This window comes from Caulobacter sp. GW821-FHT12F03, assembly GCF_058806855.1.
The window spans coordinates 446,455-463,052 of record NZ_JBXAQC010000003.1; the positions used below are offsets into that span (position 1 = coordinate 446,455).

Sequence of the window (16,598 nt, forward strand, 5' to 3'; positions counted from 1 at the left end):
TGACGCCGGGGCGCCACGTTTGAACGGGGACATGCACCGCAGGTACGTGTCCCCAACGCACGACGCCCCGCGAGCAAGCCCGCGAGGCGCCAACGCTATCCCCTTACTGTACGCACATACCCCCTACGCTACGCGGGTTACGCCTGAGGCTCCGACTCCGCCTCGGTCACTTCCTCGTCCTCGTCGTCCACCGGCGCGCCGAGGAATTTGTTCAGGGCCACCCAGACCGACACGCCGGTCAGGCTCGCGCCCCCCACGGCCACCAGCCAGCCCAGGTTGCTGACGCTGAGCAGGCCGTCGCCGGCGCCGGCGGAGAAGCCCACGGCGATGCCGCCGGCCATCAGGGCCAGGCCGCCGATTCCGGCCGCCAGCAGCGGCAGGCCGTTGATGCGCACCGGCTCCAGGTCCGCGTCGGCGAAGGTGGGATCAAAGCCCAGCTCGGCCATCTCGTCCTCGCGGACCAGACGGCGGACATAGTCCTCGTTGACCAGCGGCCGGCTCGGCGCGCCTTCGAGCACGAAGTTGGACGGGGCGACATCGAACAGGCCCGGGCCCGCCTCGGCGACCGGCTCGGGCAGCTCGGCCCGCAGGGCGTCGTCCGGCGCACGGTCGATCGAGATTTCCGGCGCCGGCGTCAGGGCGAAGGCCGGATCGGGCGTGGCGTAGGCCGCGTTGGCGCCGAGCACGATCGGCTCGGGCTGCGGATAGCTGTCCTGCGTCTGCCAGGCCGGGAACGGCTCGGGTTCGGGCGCGGGCGACACCTCGGCCGCCGTCTCCACCGCCGGCGCGGGTTCCGGCTCGGGCTCGGGCTCGGGCTGCGGCTCGGGCGCCAGCTCGACCACGGTCATGGTCGGCGCGGGCTCGACGGCCGGCTCGACCGGAGCGGCTTCCGTTTCGGGCAGAAGCTGCTCCAGCCGGGCGCCGACGCCGGCCGCGGCGATTTCGCTGGCCAGGGGCGCGTCCGGCCGCGGCTCGGGCCGCGGCGCGGGCGTGTCATCGCGGGTCACGCTGGTGCGGTCGCCGGTCAGCGAGGCCTTGACCGCCGTCGGCGCCTGGCGCGGCACGGAATTGACCGCGTCGTAGTCGACCTTGGGGGCCAGCACCGGCGACGGGGCCGGAATCCAGCCATTGGCCGGGGTCAGGAACAGCGTCTTTTCGGCCGCGCGGCGACGGACCAGGGCGTCGATGACGATCCGTTCGCCCTCGAAGTCGGCCTTGCGCCACATCTCCATGGCGCAGGCGGCCTGCAGCATCTGGCCTTCATTGACCCGGCGCAGCACCGACGAGCGGCGGAAGTTGTCCACCCCGATGTTGAAGGCGAAGCAGCACAGGGAATCGAACTGGTTCTGGGTCAGCGGCGTGTAGCTGTACTCGTTGACTGCGTGCGCCACCGCGATCAGGTCGTACATCAGCAGGGCCTCGGCGTCCGACTCGGACACCTCGGCGCCCTGGCGGGCGGTCAGGGTGTGGCCGTAGCCGATCGTCCAGCGCCCGTCGGGGAGCTGGGCCGCTTTCTGGCGATAACCCTCGAACGTCTTGATCAGTTCGATGGCGGCGCGGGAGACCTGGTGGCGGGGTTTCATCGGCCTTCTTGATCCGAAATGAGACAGTCACGGCTGCGTTCCACCTCACTCCCGCAAAAGGGATGCCGGTTGGCCGCGAAGAACGCCTGAGAGGAGAATTGGAGCCGCCGCGCCATGGGCGTGACGGCTAGCCCCGGATTCGGTCACGAGCGTGGCCGGCCGGGATCGCTCCCACCCTGGACGCCGGTTCAGGCGAAGAGAAGGGAGGCGATCAGCAGAACGGCGAAGAAGCCGGTGAAATCGGTGAGGAACGTCACGAAAATCGAGGACGACACCGCCGGGTCACGCCCCATCCGCTCGAGCAGCAGCGGTGCAAAGATCCCGCCAAGCGCCGCCGTGAAGATGTTGACCACCAGGGCCAGGGCGACGGTGATCGCCAGCCGGCTGTTGGTCGCCGTGTCGTGGTCGAGCAGCTGGTAGACGCTGAACACGGCCACGCCCATCACGGCCGCCAGGCTAAGCCCGTTGGTCAGGCCCACCGCCAGCTCGCGCAGCACGATGCGCTGGGCGTTGGCGGCGCTCAGCTCGCGGCTGGCCAGGGCGCGCACCGCGACGGCCAGGGTCTGGGTCCCGGCGTTGCCGCCCAGCGAGGAGACGATCGGCATCAGCACCGCCAGGGCCACGACCTTGGCGATCTGGGCCTGGAACAGGGCCACGCCGCTGACCGCCAGGGTGGCGGTGAACAGGTTGAGCATCAGCCACGGCAGACGGGCGCGGACAATGTCGATGATGCCGGCGTCGCGACCGGCGTCGGACACGCCGGCGAGGGCCAGGATGTCCTCCTCGGACTCCTCCTGGATGACGCCGATGATGTCGTCGACGGTGATCTGGCCGACCAGCCGGCCGCCCGGGTCGATCACCGGCGCGCTGATCAGGTGATACTTGTCGAAGATGTAAGCGACCTCTTCCTGGTCCATGTCGACGGTGATCTCGGTCACCGGCTCCATGATCTCGGCCAGGGTGGTCTCGCGCCGGGCCCGCAGCAGCTGGCTGATCGGCGCCGCGCCGATCGGGCGGTAGGCCGGATCGACGATGTAGATGTCGAAGAACAGCTCGGGCAGCTCGTCGCCGGCCTGGCGGACGTGGTCGATGGTCTGGCCGACGGTCCAGAACTGCGGCGCGGCCAGCACCTCGCGCTGCATCAGGCGGCCGGCGGTCTCGTCCTCGTAAGCCAGCGAGGCCTCGACCGCCGCGCGGTCGGTCTCGTCCATCTCGGCCAGCACCTGGGCGCGCTTCTCGCCCTCCAGGTCGTCGATGACGTCGGCGGCGTCGTCCGAATCAAGTTCCTCGAGGGCCCGCGCCAGCGCCGTCGGGTGGACGGTCTCGAGCACCTCCTCGCGCAGGTTGTCGTCCAGCTCGGACAGCACCTCGGCGAGGGTCTCGGAGTCGAGGCAGGGAATGATCTCCTCGCGGTAGTCCGCGTTGAGGAAGCCCATCAGGTCGGCCACGTCCTCGGAACGCAGCGCCCCGACAAGTTCGCGCAGCCGCTCGGCGTCGCCGCGGTCGGCGGCGTCGATGACCATGTCGACGTAGGCGGGATTGAGGGCGTAGTCGTCGCCGAGCGCGAGATCCTCGAGATCTTCGGGCGGGGCGGTGTTCAGGGGGCCTGCAGGGATCGAGAGGTTATTCTCCTCGAGCAGGTCGGCTTTATCCCGGGTCATGTCGGGGCCTCCTGAACGAAGAAATCAATCCTGCAGTGCTTCTTGCCTCTGATTCACCCTGCTTCGCCAAGGGTTCGCGGGGCGATCCCGCGAAAAACCCGGCCAAGAGGCGTGTTCCACCAAGGTATCCCCCAGAGCTCCGAAGGAGCGAAGGAGGATGGTGCGGTCGAGAAGACTCGAACTTCCACTCCGGTTAGGGAACAGCGACCTCAACGCTGCGCGTCTACCAATTCCGCCACGACCGCCCGTGGTGAGGCGCGGGGGGTAGCAAAAGCCGAACCGTATGGGAAGTCCTGATTAGAACCGATCGCCCCTGCCGAGCGGATCGGGCAGCGGTTCGCCGTCGCCGACGAAGGTCAGCGAGATCGAGTTGATGCAGTAACGCAGGCGCGTCGGCGGCGGGCCGTCGGGGAAGACGTGGCCCTGATGGCTGCCGCACCGGGCGCACAGCGTCTCGATACGGACCATGCCGTAGCTGGTGTCGCGCACCTCGGCGACGTGGTCGGGATCGTAGGGCGCATAGAAGCTGGGCCAGCCCGTGCCGCTCTCGAACTTGGTCTCGAAGCGGAACAGCGGCAGGCCGCACTCCCGGCAGCAGTAGGCCCCGGGGCGTTTCTCGCCGAGCAGGCCGCCGCAGAACGGGGCCTCCGTGCCGTGATGCAGCAGGACCTCGGCCTCTTCGGGCGTCAGGTCGGCCTCGAGGCGCTCGCGTTCGGCGTCGGTGGGCGGCGTCAGGTCGAAACCCGAGGCGGAGGTTGTCTTGTCGGTCATTCGACCAATGTAGGGCCGGACACGCCTTCCGGAAAGACGAGCCCGCGACGACATGACCGATTTAACAGACGCTGCCGGGGCGGCGATCATCGTCGGCGCCTCTGGCGGCCTGGGCGCGGCCATGGCCCGGGCGATCGTAGAGAGCGGGCGATTCGTAGAGGTTCACGCCATGAGCCGGGGCGGAACAGCCGCGCCGGACGGCGCTATCCCCTCGGCCGTCGACCTGACCGATGAGGCCTCCGTCGCCGCGGCGATGGCCAGGCCGGTCGCCGCGCCCCGGCTGGTAATCGTCGCCAGCGGCCTGCTGCACGGTCCCGGCGTCAGCCCGGAAAAGGCGCTCCGGGCGCTGGACCCGGCGGCGATGGCGCAACTGTTCGCCGTCAACGCGATCGGTCCGGCGCTGGTGGCCAAACACGCCCTGCCCCGCTTCCCGCGGGAGGATCGCGCCGTGTTCGCCGCCCTGTCGGCCCGGGTCGGCAGCATCGCCGACAACCGGCTGGGCGGCTGGCACGGCTACCGGGCGTCCAAGGCGGCGCTGAACATGCTGATCGCGACCATGGCCATCGAGCTGGCGCGCACGCGGCCGCGGGCCCTGTGCGTCGGCCTTCATCCGGGGACGGTCGATACCGGCCTCAGCCGGCCGTTCCAGGCCGGCGTGCCCGCCGAACGGCTGTTCAGCCCCGCGGTCAGCGCCGCGCATCTGCTGCGGGTGCTGGACGGCCTGACCCCGGCCGACAGCGGCGGGGTGTTCGCCTGGGACGGGTCGAGGATCCCCGCCTGACCGCCTCGTGAACGGACAAGCGCGCAGGGCGACGTTGCGGCGCCGTTGCAAAGCCGCCCCGTGCGGGCTAACCCGACGCGGCAAAATCGTGCGTAAGGGGCGTGGCCAGGCCGATGTTCTCGAAAATTCTGATCGCCAACCGCGGTGAAATCGCGGTCCGGGTCATCAAGACCTGCCGTCGGATGGGGATCAAGACGGTCGTCGTCTACTCCGAAGCCGACGCCGACAGCCTCGCCGTCGAGATGGCCGACGAGACCGTGTTCATCGGTCCGGCCCCGGCGTCCGAGTCCTATCTGGTGCAGGACAAGATCATCGCCGCCTGCCTGCAGACCGGCGCCCAGGCCGTGCACCCGGGCTTCGGCTTCCTGTCGGAGAACGCCGGCTTCGCCCAGCGCTGCGCCGACGAGGGCATCGTGTTCATCGGTCCCAACCCCGGCGCGATCAGCGCCATGGGCGACAAGATCGAGTCCAAGAAGTTCGCCGAAAAGGCCGGCGTCAGCTGCGTGCCGGGCCACATCGGCGAGATCGACGACACCGCCCACGCCATCCGTATCTCCGAGGAGATCGGCTATCCGGTGATGATCAAGGCCTCGGCCGGTGGCGGCGGCAAGGGCATCCGCGTCGCCCACACCCGCCAGGACGTCGAGGAAGGCTTCCCGGCCGTGCGCTCGGAAGCCAAGTCGAGCTTCGGCGACGACCGCATCTTCATCGAGAAGTTCATCACCAGCCCGCGCCACATCGAGATCCAGGTGCTGGGCGACAAGCACGGCAACGTGGTGCACCTGTTCGAGCGCGAATGCTCGATCCAGCGCCGCAACCAGAAGGTCATCGAGGAGGCCCCCTCCCCGCTGCTCGACGAGGCCACCCGCGCCGCCATGGGCGCCCAGGCCGTCGCCCTGGCCAAGGCCGTGGGCTACGACAGCGCCGGCACCGTCGAGTTCGTCGCCGGCCAGGACAAGAGCTTCTACTTCCTGGAGATGAACACCCGCCTGCAGGTCGAACACCCGGTCACCGAGCTGATCACCGGCCTGGACCTGGTCGAGCAGATGCTGCGCAGCGCCGCCGGCGAGGTCATGGCCTTCGGCCAGTCGGACCTGAAGATCAACGGCTGGGCCATCGAGAGCCGGATCTACGCCGAGGACCCCTACCGCAAGTTCCTGCCGAGCATCGGCCGCCTCGTGCGCTACGACCCGCCCGTCGAGGGCCAGCATGACGGCTACGTCGTGCGCAACGACGCCGGCGTCCGCGAGGGCGACGAGATCTCGATGTTCTACGACCCGATGATCTCCAAGCTGTGCAGCTGGGCGCCGACGCGCCTGGCCGCCGTCGCCGGCATGGGCCGGGCGCTGGAAGACTTCCACATCGAGGGCCTGGGCCACAACATCCCGTTCCTCGCCGCCGTGATGGACCAGGAGCGGTTCCGCTCCGGCAAGCTGTCGACCAGCTACATCGTCGACGAATTCCCCGACGGCTTCACCGGCACCACGCCGACGCCGGCGCAGATCGACATCCTCACCGCCGCCGGCATGGCCATGCACAGGATGGTCACGCGCCGGGCCGGCGGCTCCGACCGCCGCGACTGGGTCGTGCTGGTCGGCCACGCCAAGCGCCGCGTCGACGTCGACGAGACGGACGGCGTGACCAGCCTCTATCTCGAGGGCGAGGACCGCACCCTGACGCTGGAAGGCGTCAACTGGCGGCCGGGCAAGGCGCTGCTGCGCGGCGTGCTCAACGGCAAGGCCTTCACCGTCAACGTCGCGCCCGCCGCCGAGGGCTTCGTCATCCGCCACCGGGCCGCCAAGGCCAAGGTGCTGGTGCTGAGCCCGCGCTCGGCCGAGCTGCACGAGAAGCTGCCCGAGAAGCAGGCCGCCGACACCAGCAAGATGATCATCTCGCCGATGCCCGGCCTGGTCGTCAGCATGGACGTCGAGGTCGGCCAGACCGTGCGCGAGGGCGAGGTCGTCTGCGTCATCGAGGCGATGAAGATGCAGAACATCATCCGCGCCGAACGCGAGGGCGTGGTGAAGACCGTCTCGGCCAAGGGCGGCGACAGCGTCGCGGCCGACGAGGTGCTGGTCGAGTTCGGCTGATCCGTGCAGACTTCCTTCCGGTTGTGGAGGGGAGTCGGTCCTGTGTCGACCATCGAGACGCTGTTCAGCTTCACGGGCCGAATGCGGCGACAGGACTGGTGGGTCTGGTCGCTGAGCCTGATCGTGACCAAGATCGCCGTCGCCTTCTCGATCAATTGCGCGATCGACCCGGGCGGTCTTCTGGCCGCGTCCCGCATGACCTCCTACGTGATCGGCGCCGAGAGTTATCTTCCCAAGGCCGTCCGCGCTGGCCTCGACATCCTGTTCCTCTGGCCGGTGCTCGCGCTGGGCGTGAAGCGCCTGCATGACCTCGGACGGTCCGGCTGGCCCGTCCTGGCCGTGAACGCTTTCGGCCTGCTGTTTCCCCGAATACCCGCGCCCTACGTCGACTGGCTGGACGACGCGGCCCCCGGCTTCATAACCCTACCGATCTTCGCGCTCATCATCGGGGCCATCCTGTGGGTCCTCTTCGACCTGGCGTTTCGTGACGGAACGCCCGGCCCGAACCGCTTCGGCCCCTCGCCCAAGGAACTCGGCGCCGTCCCCGTGACGCCGTGATCCGGCGCCACGACATTCACAGGGCGCTGTCGTTCAGCGGCCGGGCGGCCCGGCCCGAATTCTGGACGGTCGTCTGCGTCATCGCCCTGGCCAAGATCGCCGTGCTGCTGGCGGCGGCGGGCGCTCACCGGGCGCTCGACCTGCCGCCCGAGCGCTGGCGCTGGACGGCCTGGCCCGCGATGGCCGCCTCGGACACGATCCTGGTGTGGCCGCTGCTGGCCCTGTTCGTCCGCCGCGCCCATGACAGAGGCTCCGATGGCCGTTCCGCCGCCATCGCGCTGGGACTGGCGACGGTCATCGGCCTGATCCCTCCCTGGACGCTGCAGGACCTGCCAGCCGGGATCGGAGGAATGCTGCCGGGTCTCGTGGCGGGCTGGCTCGGGCTGACACTCTTCGGGCTGGGCCTTATCCCCAGCGCGCCGGGCGACAACGCCTACGGGCCGGAGCCGACCGACGCCGACCGGCCGGCCGGGGACGTTCGCGCCTAGCGCAGCCTCTCCCGGCAGGTCCCGTCTACGGCCCGCCCAGTCGGTAGGTCAGCGAGACCCGCGCCATCGGGCCGGCGCCGCGGAAGGTGGTTTCCTGGTCGTAGGCGGGCGTCGTCAGCCGGGTACGGCGTTCGCTGCTGTCGAGGATGTCGGAGAGGGTCAGGACGCCGGTGATCTTCTTCGTGAAGGGCCGCTTCAGCGTCACGTCGGCGCGGAGGAAGCCGTCGGCCTCGCCCTGGTAGGTGGCGGTGGGGCCCTGGTAGCGCAGGCTGAGCTGGACCTGGTCGCCGCTGTCCGGCGTGGCCGGCGTCTCCCGCCAGGTGATCTGGGCGTTGCCGGTGTAGCTGAACCGGCTGTCCGTGCGCGGCGCGCCGCCGACCAGCACCTGTTGCTCGCGCCAGAACAGGTTGGTCGTCACCGCGTACTGCCAGTTGACGGCGACCTTGCCGCGCAGGGCCAGTTCGGCGCCGCGATTGGCGCTCTGCCCGGCGTTGATCATCGTCGACAGCCGTACGCCGGCGGGGGTGACGGTCGAATAGCTCGACCAGGTTCCGGAGGATTCCCGGTCGTAGAAGGTCAGGCCGGCATTGAAGCCGCCGGTCGTGTAGTCGAGGCGCGCCTCGTAAGCATCCACCGAGACTGGGTCGAGCTGCGGATTGCCGCGCCAGGCCGTGTCCACGCCGCTGAAGTGGATGGCCGGATCCAGCTCCGCGAGCCCCGGCCGCTCGATGCGCCGGCTGTAGCTGAGGCCGAGTTTGAGGTCCGGGCCAAGGTCGCGCGTGATGTGCAGGCTCGGATAGGCGTAAACGTCGCGCGAGCCGCCGGTCGCGCCGGCCGATCGCACATCGAAGGTCTCGGACTCGACACGCAGGCCCGGCATGACGGTCCAGCGGCCGGCGGGAAACTGATAGGTGGCGTAGCCTGACCAGATGTCCCGGACCCCGTGGATCGACTGGTCGAGATCGCGCACCGGGTCGGGGCCGACGAGGTTCTTGAACAGCATCGCCAGGGTCTTGTCGGCGCGGGTCCAGGCGGAGCCCAGGGCCAGGATGCGAGAGCCGCTGAGCGGGCGGCTGTAGTCGGCCTTCAGCTCCACATCGAGATCGTCGAGGGCCGTGGTGTCTCGGTACCGGCGGGCGGGAAGCGTGGGATCGTCGAAGCGGTCCTCGGTGTCGCCGCCGTAGTGGTTCGACGACGGATTGACCGACAGCGACAACGAGAAGGTCTCGCCTTCCCTGGGGCCGGTCCAGTCATAGCCGGCGTCGACGTCGAGGCTGCGGTAGCGCACGGGACCGTCGCTGATCTCGGTGTAGGGCGCGAAGCCGGCGGAGTCCGCGGTGGCGCGAAGGCGTCCCCGGCTGTCGCCCGGCGCCTGGAAGGCCTGGGCGTTGAGATAGAAGCGCTGGCGGTCGTTGCGCCGGTAGGCCAGCTTGAAGCCGCCCTGCAGGCTTTCGGTGCGGTAGGTGTACCGCCCGGCCTCACGGACGTTGAGCGTCCCGCCCAGCCCGTCGGACTGGCGCCGACGCACGTCGGATTCGCTGTCGTTGTCCTGGAGGCTGACCCCCAGCGAGCCGCCGACCGTCCACCGGCCGCGCACCCAGGTGGGACCGGCGTTGACGAAGGCGCCGCCCTGGCTGTCGACGCCCGCGGTGGCCGTGCCGGTCAGGCCCTGGCGGCGGTCCTTCCGGGTGATGATGTTGATGATCCCGGCCGCGCCCTGCGGGCCGTACTGGGCCGAGGGGTTGGTCATCACCTCGACACGGTCGATGTCGCCGCCGCGCAGGCCGCGCAGGTTGCCCGGCTTGCCGTCGACCAGAACGGTGACGCCCGATTGCCCGAGCAGCAGGATCGTACCGTTGGGCAAGGTGGTGACGGACGGAATCTTGCCCAGGATGTCGGTGACCGACGCCGTCTGGGCCTCAGGATCCTTGCGCACGTCGTAGACCTGCCGGTCGATCCTGTTGACCACCGCCGGTCGCTCGGCGACCACCACGACCTCGGAGACGGCCTTCTCGTCCGCGGGCGGACTCCGGGCCGGCGGCGGGGTCGCGGGCGGCGTGGCGGGCGGCGGCGCGGGATCGGCGGCCACGCCGGACCCGGCCGCAGCCAGGGCGGCGAACAGACCTGTAGAGACCACCCCCGTCACTCCCCCCAACTACACCCGACCTCATACGGGGCGTTCCCCGCGCCCCGGGTGACCATCGCCCCGAAGACGCCGGCAACCTCTCGCCCCATGGTGGCAAGTCCGTGGCCGCGGGTGATCTACGGCGAGAACCAATCGCGGTCGAGCGCGTTAACCTCGCGGGCCCGGGAGGAACCGCCGTGCGTGCTGTTCTGGACATCTACAGCTTCAGGGGACGGATGGGCCGGCTCGACTATGCGCTCAGCCAGATCGCCCTGTTCACCGGCAGCTATGTCGCCATCTTCCTGCTGATCGTGCTGAGCGGCGCCGGCGACGAGCCGATGGCCCGGGTGACCGGGCTGAGCCGCGGGCTGGTGGCCAGCCTGGCCTCGGTGCTGCTGTGCAACGCCGTGATCATCGCCCTGGCCTGCGCGGTGAAGCGCTGCCACGACCGCGACCGCTCCGGCTGGATGCTGCTGTTCGTCATGCCGCCGCTGCTGGGCCAGCTGTGGCTGGTGCTCAGCCTGATCACCGGGCCCGGCACGCCCGGTCCGAATCGCCATGGCGTCCGCGCCGGCGCCGATGACCTGTCGGGTCGCTGGGCGGCAAGCCTTTCGCCGCGCGCCGCTCTCGCCTAGATAGGGACTGAAGACCCTGTTCGAGAGTCGGAGCGAGCGATCCCATGGGCGGCCAGATTGACTGGGTGGAGCTGTTCTTCTCCTCCACCGGCCGCGTGGGGCGCACGCCGTTCCTGATCGCCGTGGCGGCCCTGACCGTGCTGGCGGTGATCTACGAGGCGTCGGTGGTGTCCGCGCTGCACTGGCTGACCGGCTGGTTCGTCTATCCGGGCCTGCTGTTCAGCGCCGCCTGCGTGCTGTCCAAGCGGCTGCACGACCGGGGCCGGTCCGGCTGGCTGGCCGCCATCGTCATCCTCGCCCTGATCGCCGTCTGGTCGCAGCCGTTCAACTTCATCGACTTCGTGTTCACCATCATCATCCTGTGGGCCGCCGTCGAGCTGGGCGCCATGCCCGGCGAACAGGGGGCCAACCGCTACGGCCCCAACCCCGTCAAACCCGTCACCGTCTAGGAAACGCCCGCATGCGCGCCGGTCTCGCCCTCTCGCTCGTCCTCGCCCTCGCCGCCGCTTCGCCCGCCCTGGCCGGCCAGCCGATCCCGCCCGAGGCCCAGGGCGGCATCGACGCCGTCAAGGCCATGCTGAAGAGCGACAAGTCGGCCAGCTTCCGCAAGATCAAGGTGTCGCCGGCCGGCGACGTCTGCGCCATGGTCAGCCCCAGCGCCGGCAGCGACGACATCGCCTTCACATGGACCAAGGTCACCGGCGAGGTGTGGATCAACGAGTCGCCGCAGAACGGCTATTCCGAGTTCGTCTGGGGCAACCCCAGCCTCAAGCGTTCCACCGAGCGCGCCGACTACCAGGCGTGGAAGGCCTGCCAGAAGGGCTGACGGCCTTCCCCGGGACCCGGCGCCGCGCCGGGTCCCTAAAGCGGCGTCGATACGTCGACCGTTTCCCCGAACACCCGCCGGAACGCCGCCTTCAGGGCCGCGTCGGCCTCGTCCATGGTGACCGGCAGGCCCTGGTCGACGAGGCTGGTGACGCCGTGCTCGGTCACGCCGCAGGGGACAATGCCGCCGAAGTGGTCGAGGTCCGGCTCGACGTTGAGGCTGACGCCGTGAAAGCTGACCCAGCGGCGCAGCTTGACGCCGATGGCGGCGATCTTGTCCTCGCGCGACCAGCCGGGCCCCTTGCGCTCGACCCAGACGCCGACCCGGCCCTCGCGGATCTGGCCCTCGAGGTTGAAGGCGGCCAGCGCCTCGATGACCCAGGCTTCCAGCGCCGCGACGAAGGCCCGCACGTCCTTCCTGCGCTTGCCGAGGTCGAGCATGACGTAGGCCACCCGCTGGCCGGGGCCGTGGTAGGTGTACTGGCCCCCTCGCCCGCTCTCGAACACCGGGAAGCGGTCCGGCATGATCAGGTCGGCCGCCCTGGCCGAGACGCCGGCGGTGTAGAGTGGCGGATGTTCCAGCAGCCAGACGAGCTCGCCCGCCTCGCCCTTCGCGATGGCCTCGGCGCGGGCCTCCATGGCCGCCACGGCCTGCGGATAGGGCACGGGCGACCGCGACACGGCCCATCCGGCCGGCAAACCGTCGGCCCGGCCGAAAAGAAACGCGGCATCGACGTCCGGGGCGGCGGGATTTAACGGCTGATCAAGCATGACGGCCCAATGTGGCGTGTCGGCGCTCATTGCGCGAGGGGCCAAGCGTTTCGTGAGTCAGGTCAAGTCGGTCAACGTCGAGATTTCGGTCGTCCTGGGACGGTCCACCCTGCCCATGTCGCAGCTGCTGCGGATGGGCCGCGGAGCCGTGATTCCGCTCGACGCCAAGGCCACCGACGAGGTGTGGATCCTGGCCAACAACCACCCGGTCGCGCGCGGCGAGATCCAGATCAACGACGACAAGATCAGCATCGCCGTGACCCGCGCCGCCGACGTCTACGACTTCATGGCCGGCGGCGCGGCGTAGTCCGCAGACCGCAACCTTGGCGGTCAGGACCTCGCGTGCTACTCCCCGAACTGGGGGGGATGTTCATGTTGCCATTTTCGGCCTTTCTGGGCTTGAGCCTGCTGCTGCTCGCCGAGCCGGCCGAGCCCTCTCCCGTCAGCGAGGCGACGCCGCCGCCAGCCGTGGCCGCCGTGGCGGCCCCCGGGACCATTCACATCCCCGCCGGAACCCAGATCGAGATCGAACTCGTCGATGGCCTGAGTTCCGCAACCAGCCAGCTCTCCGACCGCTTCGCCATCCGCCTCGCCGAGCCGATCAGCGTTGACGGCGCCGTCGTCGCGCCCGCCGGCGCGACCGGCCAGGGCGAGGTGATCGACGTGGCCAAGGCCGGCATCAACGGCAAGCAAGGCAAGCTGAACATTTCCGCCCGGTTTCTCGACCTGGGCGGCGCGCGGGTGCGCATTCGCGGCATGGCGCTGATCACCACCGGCAAGAGCCGGGTCGATCTGGCGACCGGTATGATGCTGGTTCCGTATGTGGGCCTGGCCACCGTGTTTGTCCGGGGCGGAGACATCATCCTGCCGGCCGGAACGCGGGCTACAGCCCGACTGGCCGAAGACGTCGAACTGCAAGTCAACGTGACCGGTGTGTCCGGGGGAGAAGTGAAATGAAGAAGTTTGTCATCCTCGCGGCGGGCATGGCCCTGTCGCTGGCGTTCGGCCCGGCCGCCTTCACCCAGGACGCCCCGGCGCCGACGCCCGACGCCGCCCCGGCCGAGACGACCGCGCCGCCGCCCACGCCCGAAACCGCGCCGGTTCCTGAAGTCGCCGCGACGCCCACCCCCGCCGCCGTCCCCGCGGAGAAGGGCAAGATCATCTTCTTCCGGCCGGGCCGCCTGCCTGGCGCGGTCTACACCTACTACGTCGTCGAAACCGGGGATGACGGGAAGGTGGCCAAGGACGCCCCGCACCTGGGCGGTCTGCCCAACGGCGGCGCGTTCGTCGCGGAGATCGAGCCGGGCGTGCACAGTTTCAACGTCACCGGCCCGATGGCCGTGAACTACGCTGACGACCGGATCCGGATGGATGTCGAGCCCGGCGAAACCTACTACGTCGAGATGACGTTCCGCATGGGCGTGGTCACCAGCGGGTTCCGCCTCGTGCCGGCCGATGAGGCCCGGTTCACCAAGTCCAAGGCGAAGATCGGCAAGGGCGGCAAGTAAGGGCCGACCGGCCTCCGACGCGCCCAGGCGCGGCCGCCTTCACCAGCGAGAATGGCGTGCATCCCTCGATGCGCGCCGTTTTTTTCGGGCCGGGGACCTCATGGTCTCGGCCCGGCGCGGACCTTCCGGCGCGTGCGGTCGAGCGCCTCCAGCCTTTCCTGCGACGCCGGATATCAGCGCGTTCATCCCGCTCGCCGGCGCTTCACTCTCCACCCTGCTCCGCAGGGTCCCCCTCTCCCTCGCGGGAGAGGCACGATTCAGAGCGGGATGTTGTCGTGCTTCTTCCAGGGGTTGCTCAGCTGCTTGCCCTTGAGGCTGCGCAGGGCCCGGACGATGCGGCGGCGGGTGCCGTGGGGCTTGATCACGTCGTCGATGTAGCCGCGGCTGGCGGCGACGAACGGGTTGGCGAAGCGGTCCTTGTATTCGGCTTCGCGGGCGGCCAGGGCTTCGGGATCGTTCATCTCGGCGCGGAAGATGATCTCCACCGCCCCCTTGGCGCCCATGACCGCGATCTCGGCGGTCGGCCAGGCGTAGTTGACGTCGCCACGCAGGTGCTTGGAGCTCATCACGTCATAGGCGCCGCCGTAGGCCTTGCGGGTGATGACGGTGACCTTCGGCACGGTGGCCTCGGCGTAGGCGAACAGCAGCTTGGCGCCGTGCTTGATCAGGCCGCCGTACTCCTGCTTGGTGCCCGGCATGAAGCCCGGCACGTCGACCAGGGTGATGATCGGGATGTTGAACGCGTCGCAGAAGCGCACGAAGCGCGCGGCCTTGCGGCTGGAATCGATGTCCAGAACCCCGGCCAGCACCTGCGGCTGGTTGGCGACGATGCCCACCGACTCGCCGTCCATGCGGGCGAAGCCACAGATGATGTTCTTGGCCCAATCGCTTGAAATTTCAAAGAAATCGGCTTCATCGACAATCTTGAGGATCAGCTCCTTCATGTCGTAGGGCTTGTTCGGGTTGGCCGGGATCAGGGTGTCCAGGCTCATCTCGTCGCGGAACGGCTCGTCGAAGCTTTCGCGCGGTTCGGCCTTCGCGCGGTTCGACGACGGGAGGAAGTCGACCAGCCGGCGGACCTGGGTCATCGCTTCCAGATCGTTGTCGAACGCGCCCTCGGCGACGCCGGACTTGGCCGCGTGGACCCGGGCGCCGCCCAGTTCCTCGGCCGTGACGATCTCGTTAGTCACCGTTTTGACCACGTCCGGGCCGGTGACGAACATGTAGGAGGTGTCCTTCACCATGAAGATGAAGTCGGTCATGGCCGGCGAATAGACGTCGCCGCCGGCGCAGGGGCCCATGATCACGCTGATCTGCGGCACCACGCCCGAGGCCAGCACGTTTTCGAGGAAGATGTCGGCGTAGCCGGCGAGGCTGTCGACGCCTTCCTGGATGCGGGCGCCGCCCGCGTCGAACAGGCCGATGATCGGCGCGCCGACCTTCATGGCCTGGCGCTGGACCTTGACGATCTTCTGCGCGTGCGCGCCGCTAAGAGAGCCGCCGAAAACGGTGAAATCCTTGGAGAAAACGTAGACCACCTTGCCGTTGATCGTGCCCCAGCCGGTGACCACGCCGTCGCCGGGAACGCGCTGGTCCTGCATGCCGAAGTCGTGGCTGCGGTGTTCGACGAACATGTCGAACTCCTCGAAGCTGTTCTCGTCGAGCAGCAGGTCGATGCGCTCGCGGGCGGTCAGCTTGCCCTTGGCGTGCTGGCTGGCCACGCGCTTTTCGCCGCCGCCGGCCCGCGCCTGATCGCGCCGCTTTTCGAGTTCTTCCAGGATGTGCTGCACGCCGTCATTCCCCTTGCATCGAACGGGACCGGGTTAAAGCCGCGACGCGGGCGTGACAAGTGCGGAAAACCCTTCTCCCGGAGGGAGAAGGAGGGGCCCGCGCGCCTTGGCGCGCGGGAGGTTGAGGGCTTACGGAGGGTCAGGTTTCGCGGGACGTAACGTAAGCCCTCACCCTCCCGCCGCAGCGCGGCGGGCCCCTCCCTCTCCCGCTGGGAGAGGGTTCAGGAAAGCGCCCTGAACCAGCGCTCCAGCAGCACCGCTTCGGCCAGGCGGCCTTCGGTGCGGATCGCCGCCTCGGCGTCGACGCCCCAGAGGCGTTCCTGGAAGGCCTCGTCGAGGCGGGCGAGGTCGTGGGCCTCTTCGCCCGTCAGTCGGCCGCGCTGCAGGGCCAGCGCCAGCACCGCCGAGCCGAGCAGGCCGGCCGCATGGGCCAGGGCCGTCAGGGCGAAATCGTCGCAGGCCAGGGCCAGGGCCTTCACCCGCGCCAGCGAGTCGGCCGGCTGCTGGCGGTGGATGACGCCCGTGGTCGGCTCCAGCGCCACGCCGAGCTCCGTCCGGGCCCAGTCGAGCAGCGGATCCCAGGCGGCGGCCTGTTGCGCGATCAGCTCGCGCGGCCCCTCGGCGCGGTAGCAGAGCAGGTCCGAGCCGGCGTAGCGGGCGATCTCGTCGGCCACGGCTTCGCGGGCGGCGTTGATCTTTTCCAGCGCCGTGAAGGCCAGCCGCACGCCGGGCATGGAGGTCATGACGATGTGCGGGTCCTGGGCGTCCCATTCGGCGCCCAGCAGCTCGGCCAGCGCCGCGGTCGGCAGCACCAGCGGCGCGCCGCCCGGGGCCCTGGGCGTACGCCCGTCCAGCAGCACGGCATGGCCCTCGCCCACCGGCCCGGTCGTCACCGCGCGATAGAACCGGCGCGGATGCTGGACCCCGTCTCCCTTGCCCGTCACGGTCATGCTCCCGATCGCGCGACGGAAGCGCCGCGTCCGGTCGTGCAAGTGAACGAACCGCCCCGTCA

General features: G+C 69.6%; 17 protein-coding genes and 1 tRNA gene. 10 read left to right on the forward strand and 8 right to left on the reverse strand.

Features of this window, described 5'->3' with window-relative positions:
* Positions 1-137: 137 nt before the first annotated feature.
* The 4 genes from AC1RN0_RS10825 to msrB form a co-directional block, all read right to left on the reverse strand.
* Positions 138-1,583, reverse strand: coding sequence for a lysozyme (locus AC1RN0_RS10825; protein ID WP_492787445.1), 1,446 nt, complete (start codon positions 1,581-1,583; stop codon positions 138-140).
* Positions 1,584-1,771: 188 nt separating this feature from the next.
* Positions 1,772-3,244, reverse strand: a complete 1,473-nt coding sequence (gene mgtE / locus AC1RN0_RS10830; RefSeq protein ID WP_492787446.1) for a magnesium transporter — start codon at positions 3,242-3,244, stop codon at positions 1,772-1,774.
* 158 nt (positions 3,245-3,402) lie between these two features.
* Positions 3,403-3,489: transfer RNA gene (locus AC1RN0_RS10835), tRNA-Leu, on the reverse strand.
* A 52-nt stretch (positions 3,490-3,541) separates the two neighbouring features.
* Entirely contained in the window at positions 3,542-4,015 is a 474-nt protein-coding gene (gene msrB / locus AC1RN0_RS10840; RefSeq protein WP_492787447.1) for a peptide-methionine (R)-S-oxide reductase MsrB, read from the reverse strand.
* 52 nt (positions 4,016-4,067) lie between these two features.
* Here msrB and AC1RN0_RS10845 point away from each other — a divergent pair, with 52 nt between their 5' ends.
* The 4 genes from AC1RN0_RS10845 to AC1RN0_RS10860 all read left to right on the forward strand — a co-directional run bounded on the left by AC1RN0_RS10845 (position 4,068) and on the right by AC1RN0_RS10860 (position 7,932).
* Positions 4,068-4,796, forward strand: coding sequence for an SDR family NAD(P)-dependent oxidoreductase (locus AC1RN0_RS10845; RefSeq protein WP_492787448.1), 729 nt, complete (start codon positions 4,068-4,070; stop codon positions 4,794-4,796).
* Between the two features lie 113 nt (positions 4,797-4,909).
* Positions 4,910-6,886 (forward strand): acetyl-CoA carboxylase biotin carboxylase subunit, encoded by a 1,977-nt coding sequence (locus AC1RN0_RS10850; protein ID WP_492787449.1) that lies wholly within the window; start codon positions 4,910-4,912, stop codon positions 6,884-6,886.
* A 42-nt stretch (positions 6,887-6,928) separates the two neighbouring features.
* Positions 6,929-7,444 (forward strand): DUF805 domain-containing protein, encoded by a 516-nt coding sequence (locus AC1RN0_RS10855; RefSeq protein WP_492787450.1) that lies wholly within the window; start codon positions 6,929-6,931, stop codon positions 7,442-7,444.
* A complete protein-coding gene (locus AC1RN0_RS10860) occupies positions 7,441-7,932 on the forward strand; it encodes a DUF805 domain-containing protein (RefSeq protein WP_492787451.1) in 492 nt (163 codons plus the stop codon). Before AC1RN0_RS10855 ends, AC1RN0_RS10860 begins: the two co-directional genes overlap by 4 nt.
* 25 nt (positions 7,933-7,957) lie before the next feature.
* On the opposite strand, the gene AC1RN0_RS10865 is transcribed toward AC1RN0_RS10860, so the two are convergent.
* On the reverse strand, positions 7,958-10,069 hold the full coding sequence (locus tag AC1RN0_RS10865) for a TonB-dependent receptor domain-containing protein (RefSeq protein WP_492787452.1): 2,112 nt from the start codon (positions 10,067-10,069) through the stop codon (positions 7,958-7,960).
* A 185-nt stretch (positions 10,070-10,254) separates the two neighbouring features.
* Here AC1RN0_RS10865 and AC1RN0_RS10870 point away from each other — a divergent pair, with 185 nt between their 5' ends.
* Genes AC1RN0_RS10870 through AC1RN0_RS10880 form a run of 3 tightly spaced genes read left to right on the forward strand, consistent with a single transcriptional unit; the run spans position 10,255 to position 11,518 of the window.
* A complete protein-coding gene (locus AC1RN0_RS10870; protein WP_492787453.1) occupies positions 10,255-10,692 on the forward strand; it encodes a DUF805 domain-containing protein in 438 nt (145 codons plus the stop codon).
* Between the two features lie 44 nt (positions 10,693-10,736).
* Positions 10,737-11,141, forward strand: coding sequence for a DUF805 domain-containing protein (locus tag AC1RN0_RS10875; RefSeq protein ID WP_492787454.1), 405 nt, complete (start codon positions 10,737-10,739; stop codon positions 11,139-11,141).
* An 11-nt stretch (positions 11,142-11,152) separates the two neighbouring features.
* Positions 11,153-11,518 carry a hypothetical protein gene (locus AC1RN0_RS10880; protein ID WP_492787455.1) on the forward strand — a complete coding sequence of 122 codons (366 nt, stop codon included), beginning with the start codon at positions 11,153-11,155 and terminating at the stop codon, positions 11,516-11,518.
* Positions 11,519-11,553: 35 nt separating this feature from the next.
* Here AC1RN0_RS10880 and lipB read toward each other — a convergent pair whose 3' ends face one another.
* Positions 11,554-12,288: a lipoyl(octanoyl) transferase LipB gene (gene lipB / locus AC1RN0_RS10885; RefSeq protein WP_492787456.1), complete on the reverse strand. Its 735-nt coding sequence runs from the start codon at positions 12,286-12,288 to the stop codon at positions 11,554-11,556.
* Between lipB and AC1RN0_RS10890 the strand changes: the two genes are divergently transcribed.
* From AC1RN0_RS10890 to AC1RN0_RS10900, 3 genes are all read left to right on the forward strand, one after another.
* The gene (locus tag AC1RN0_RS10890; protein WP_492787457.1) at positions 12,287-12,595 is read left to right on the forward strand and encodes a FliM/FliN family flagellar motor switch protein; all 309 of its coding nucleotides are present in this window, start codon (positions 12,287-12,289) and stop codon (positions 12,593-12,595) included. The two genes, lipB and AC1RN0_RS10890, sit on opposite strands and share 2 nt — an antisense overlap.
* A 65-nt stretch (positions 12,596-12,660) precedes the next feature.
* Positions 12,661-13,245 carry a hypothetical protein gene (locus tag AC1RN0_RS10895; protein ID WP_492787458.1) on the forward strand — a complete coding sequence of 195 codons (585 nt, stop codon included), beginning with the start codon at positions 12,661-12,663 and terminating at the stop codon, positions 13,243-13,245.
* Entirely contained in the window at positions 13,242-13,796 is a 555-nt protein-coding gene (locus AC1RN0_RS10900; RefSeq protein WP_492787459.1) for a hypothetical protein, read from the forward strand. The genes AC1RN0_RS10895 and AC1RN0_RS10900 overlap by 4 nt, the downstream gene beginning before the upstream one ends.
* Positions 13,797-14,053: 257 nt before the next feature.
* Here the strand turns inward: AC1RN0_RS10900 and AC1RN0_RS10905 are convergent, their stop codons facing one another.
* Complete coding sequence (locus tag AC1RN0_RS10905; RefSeq protein WP_492787460.1) at positions 14,054-15,586, reverse strand: acyl-CoA carboxylase subunit beta; 1,533 nt, start codon at positions 15,584-15,586, stop codon at positions 14,054-14,056.
* A 221-nt stretch (positions 15,587-15,807) separates the two neighbouring features.
* Positions 15,808-16,530 (reverse strand): ATP12 family chaperone protein, encoded by a 723-nt coding sequence (locus AC1RN0_RS10910; protein WP_492787461.1) that lies wholly within the window; start codon positions 16,528-16,530, stop codon positions 15,808-15,810.
* Positions 16,531-16,598 lie beyond the last annotated feature (68 nt).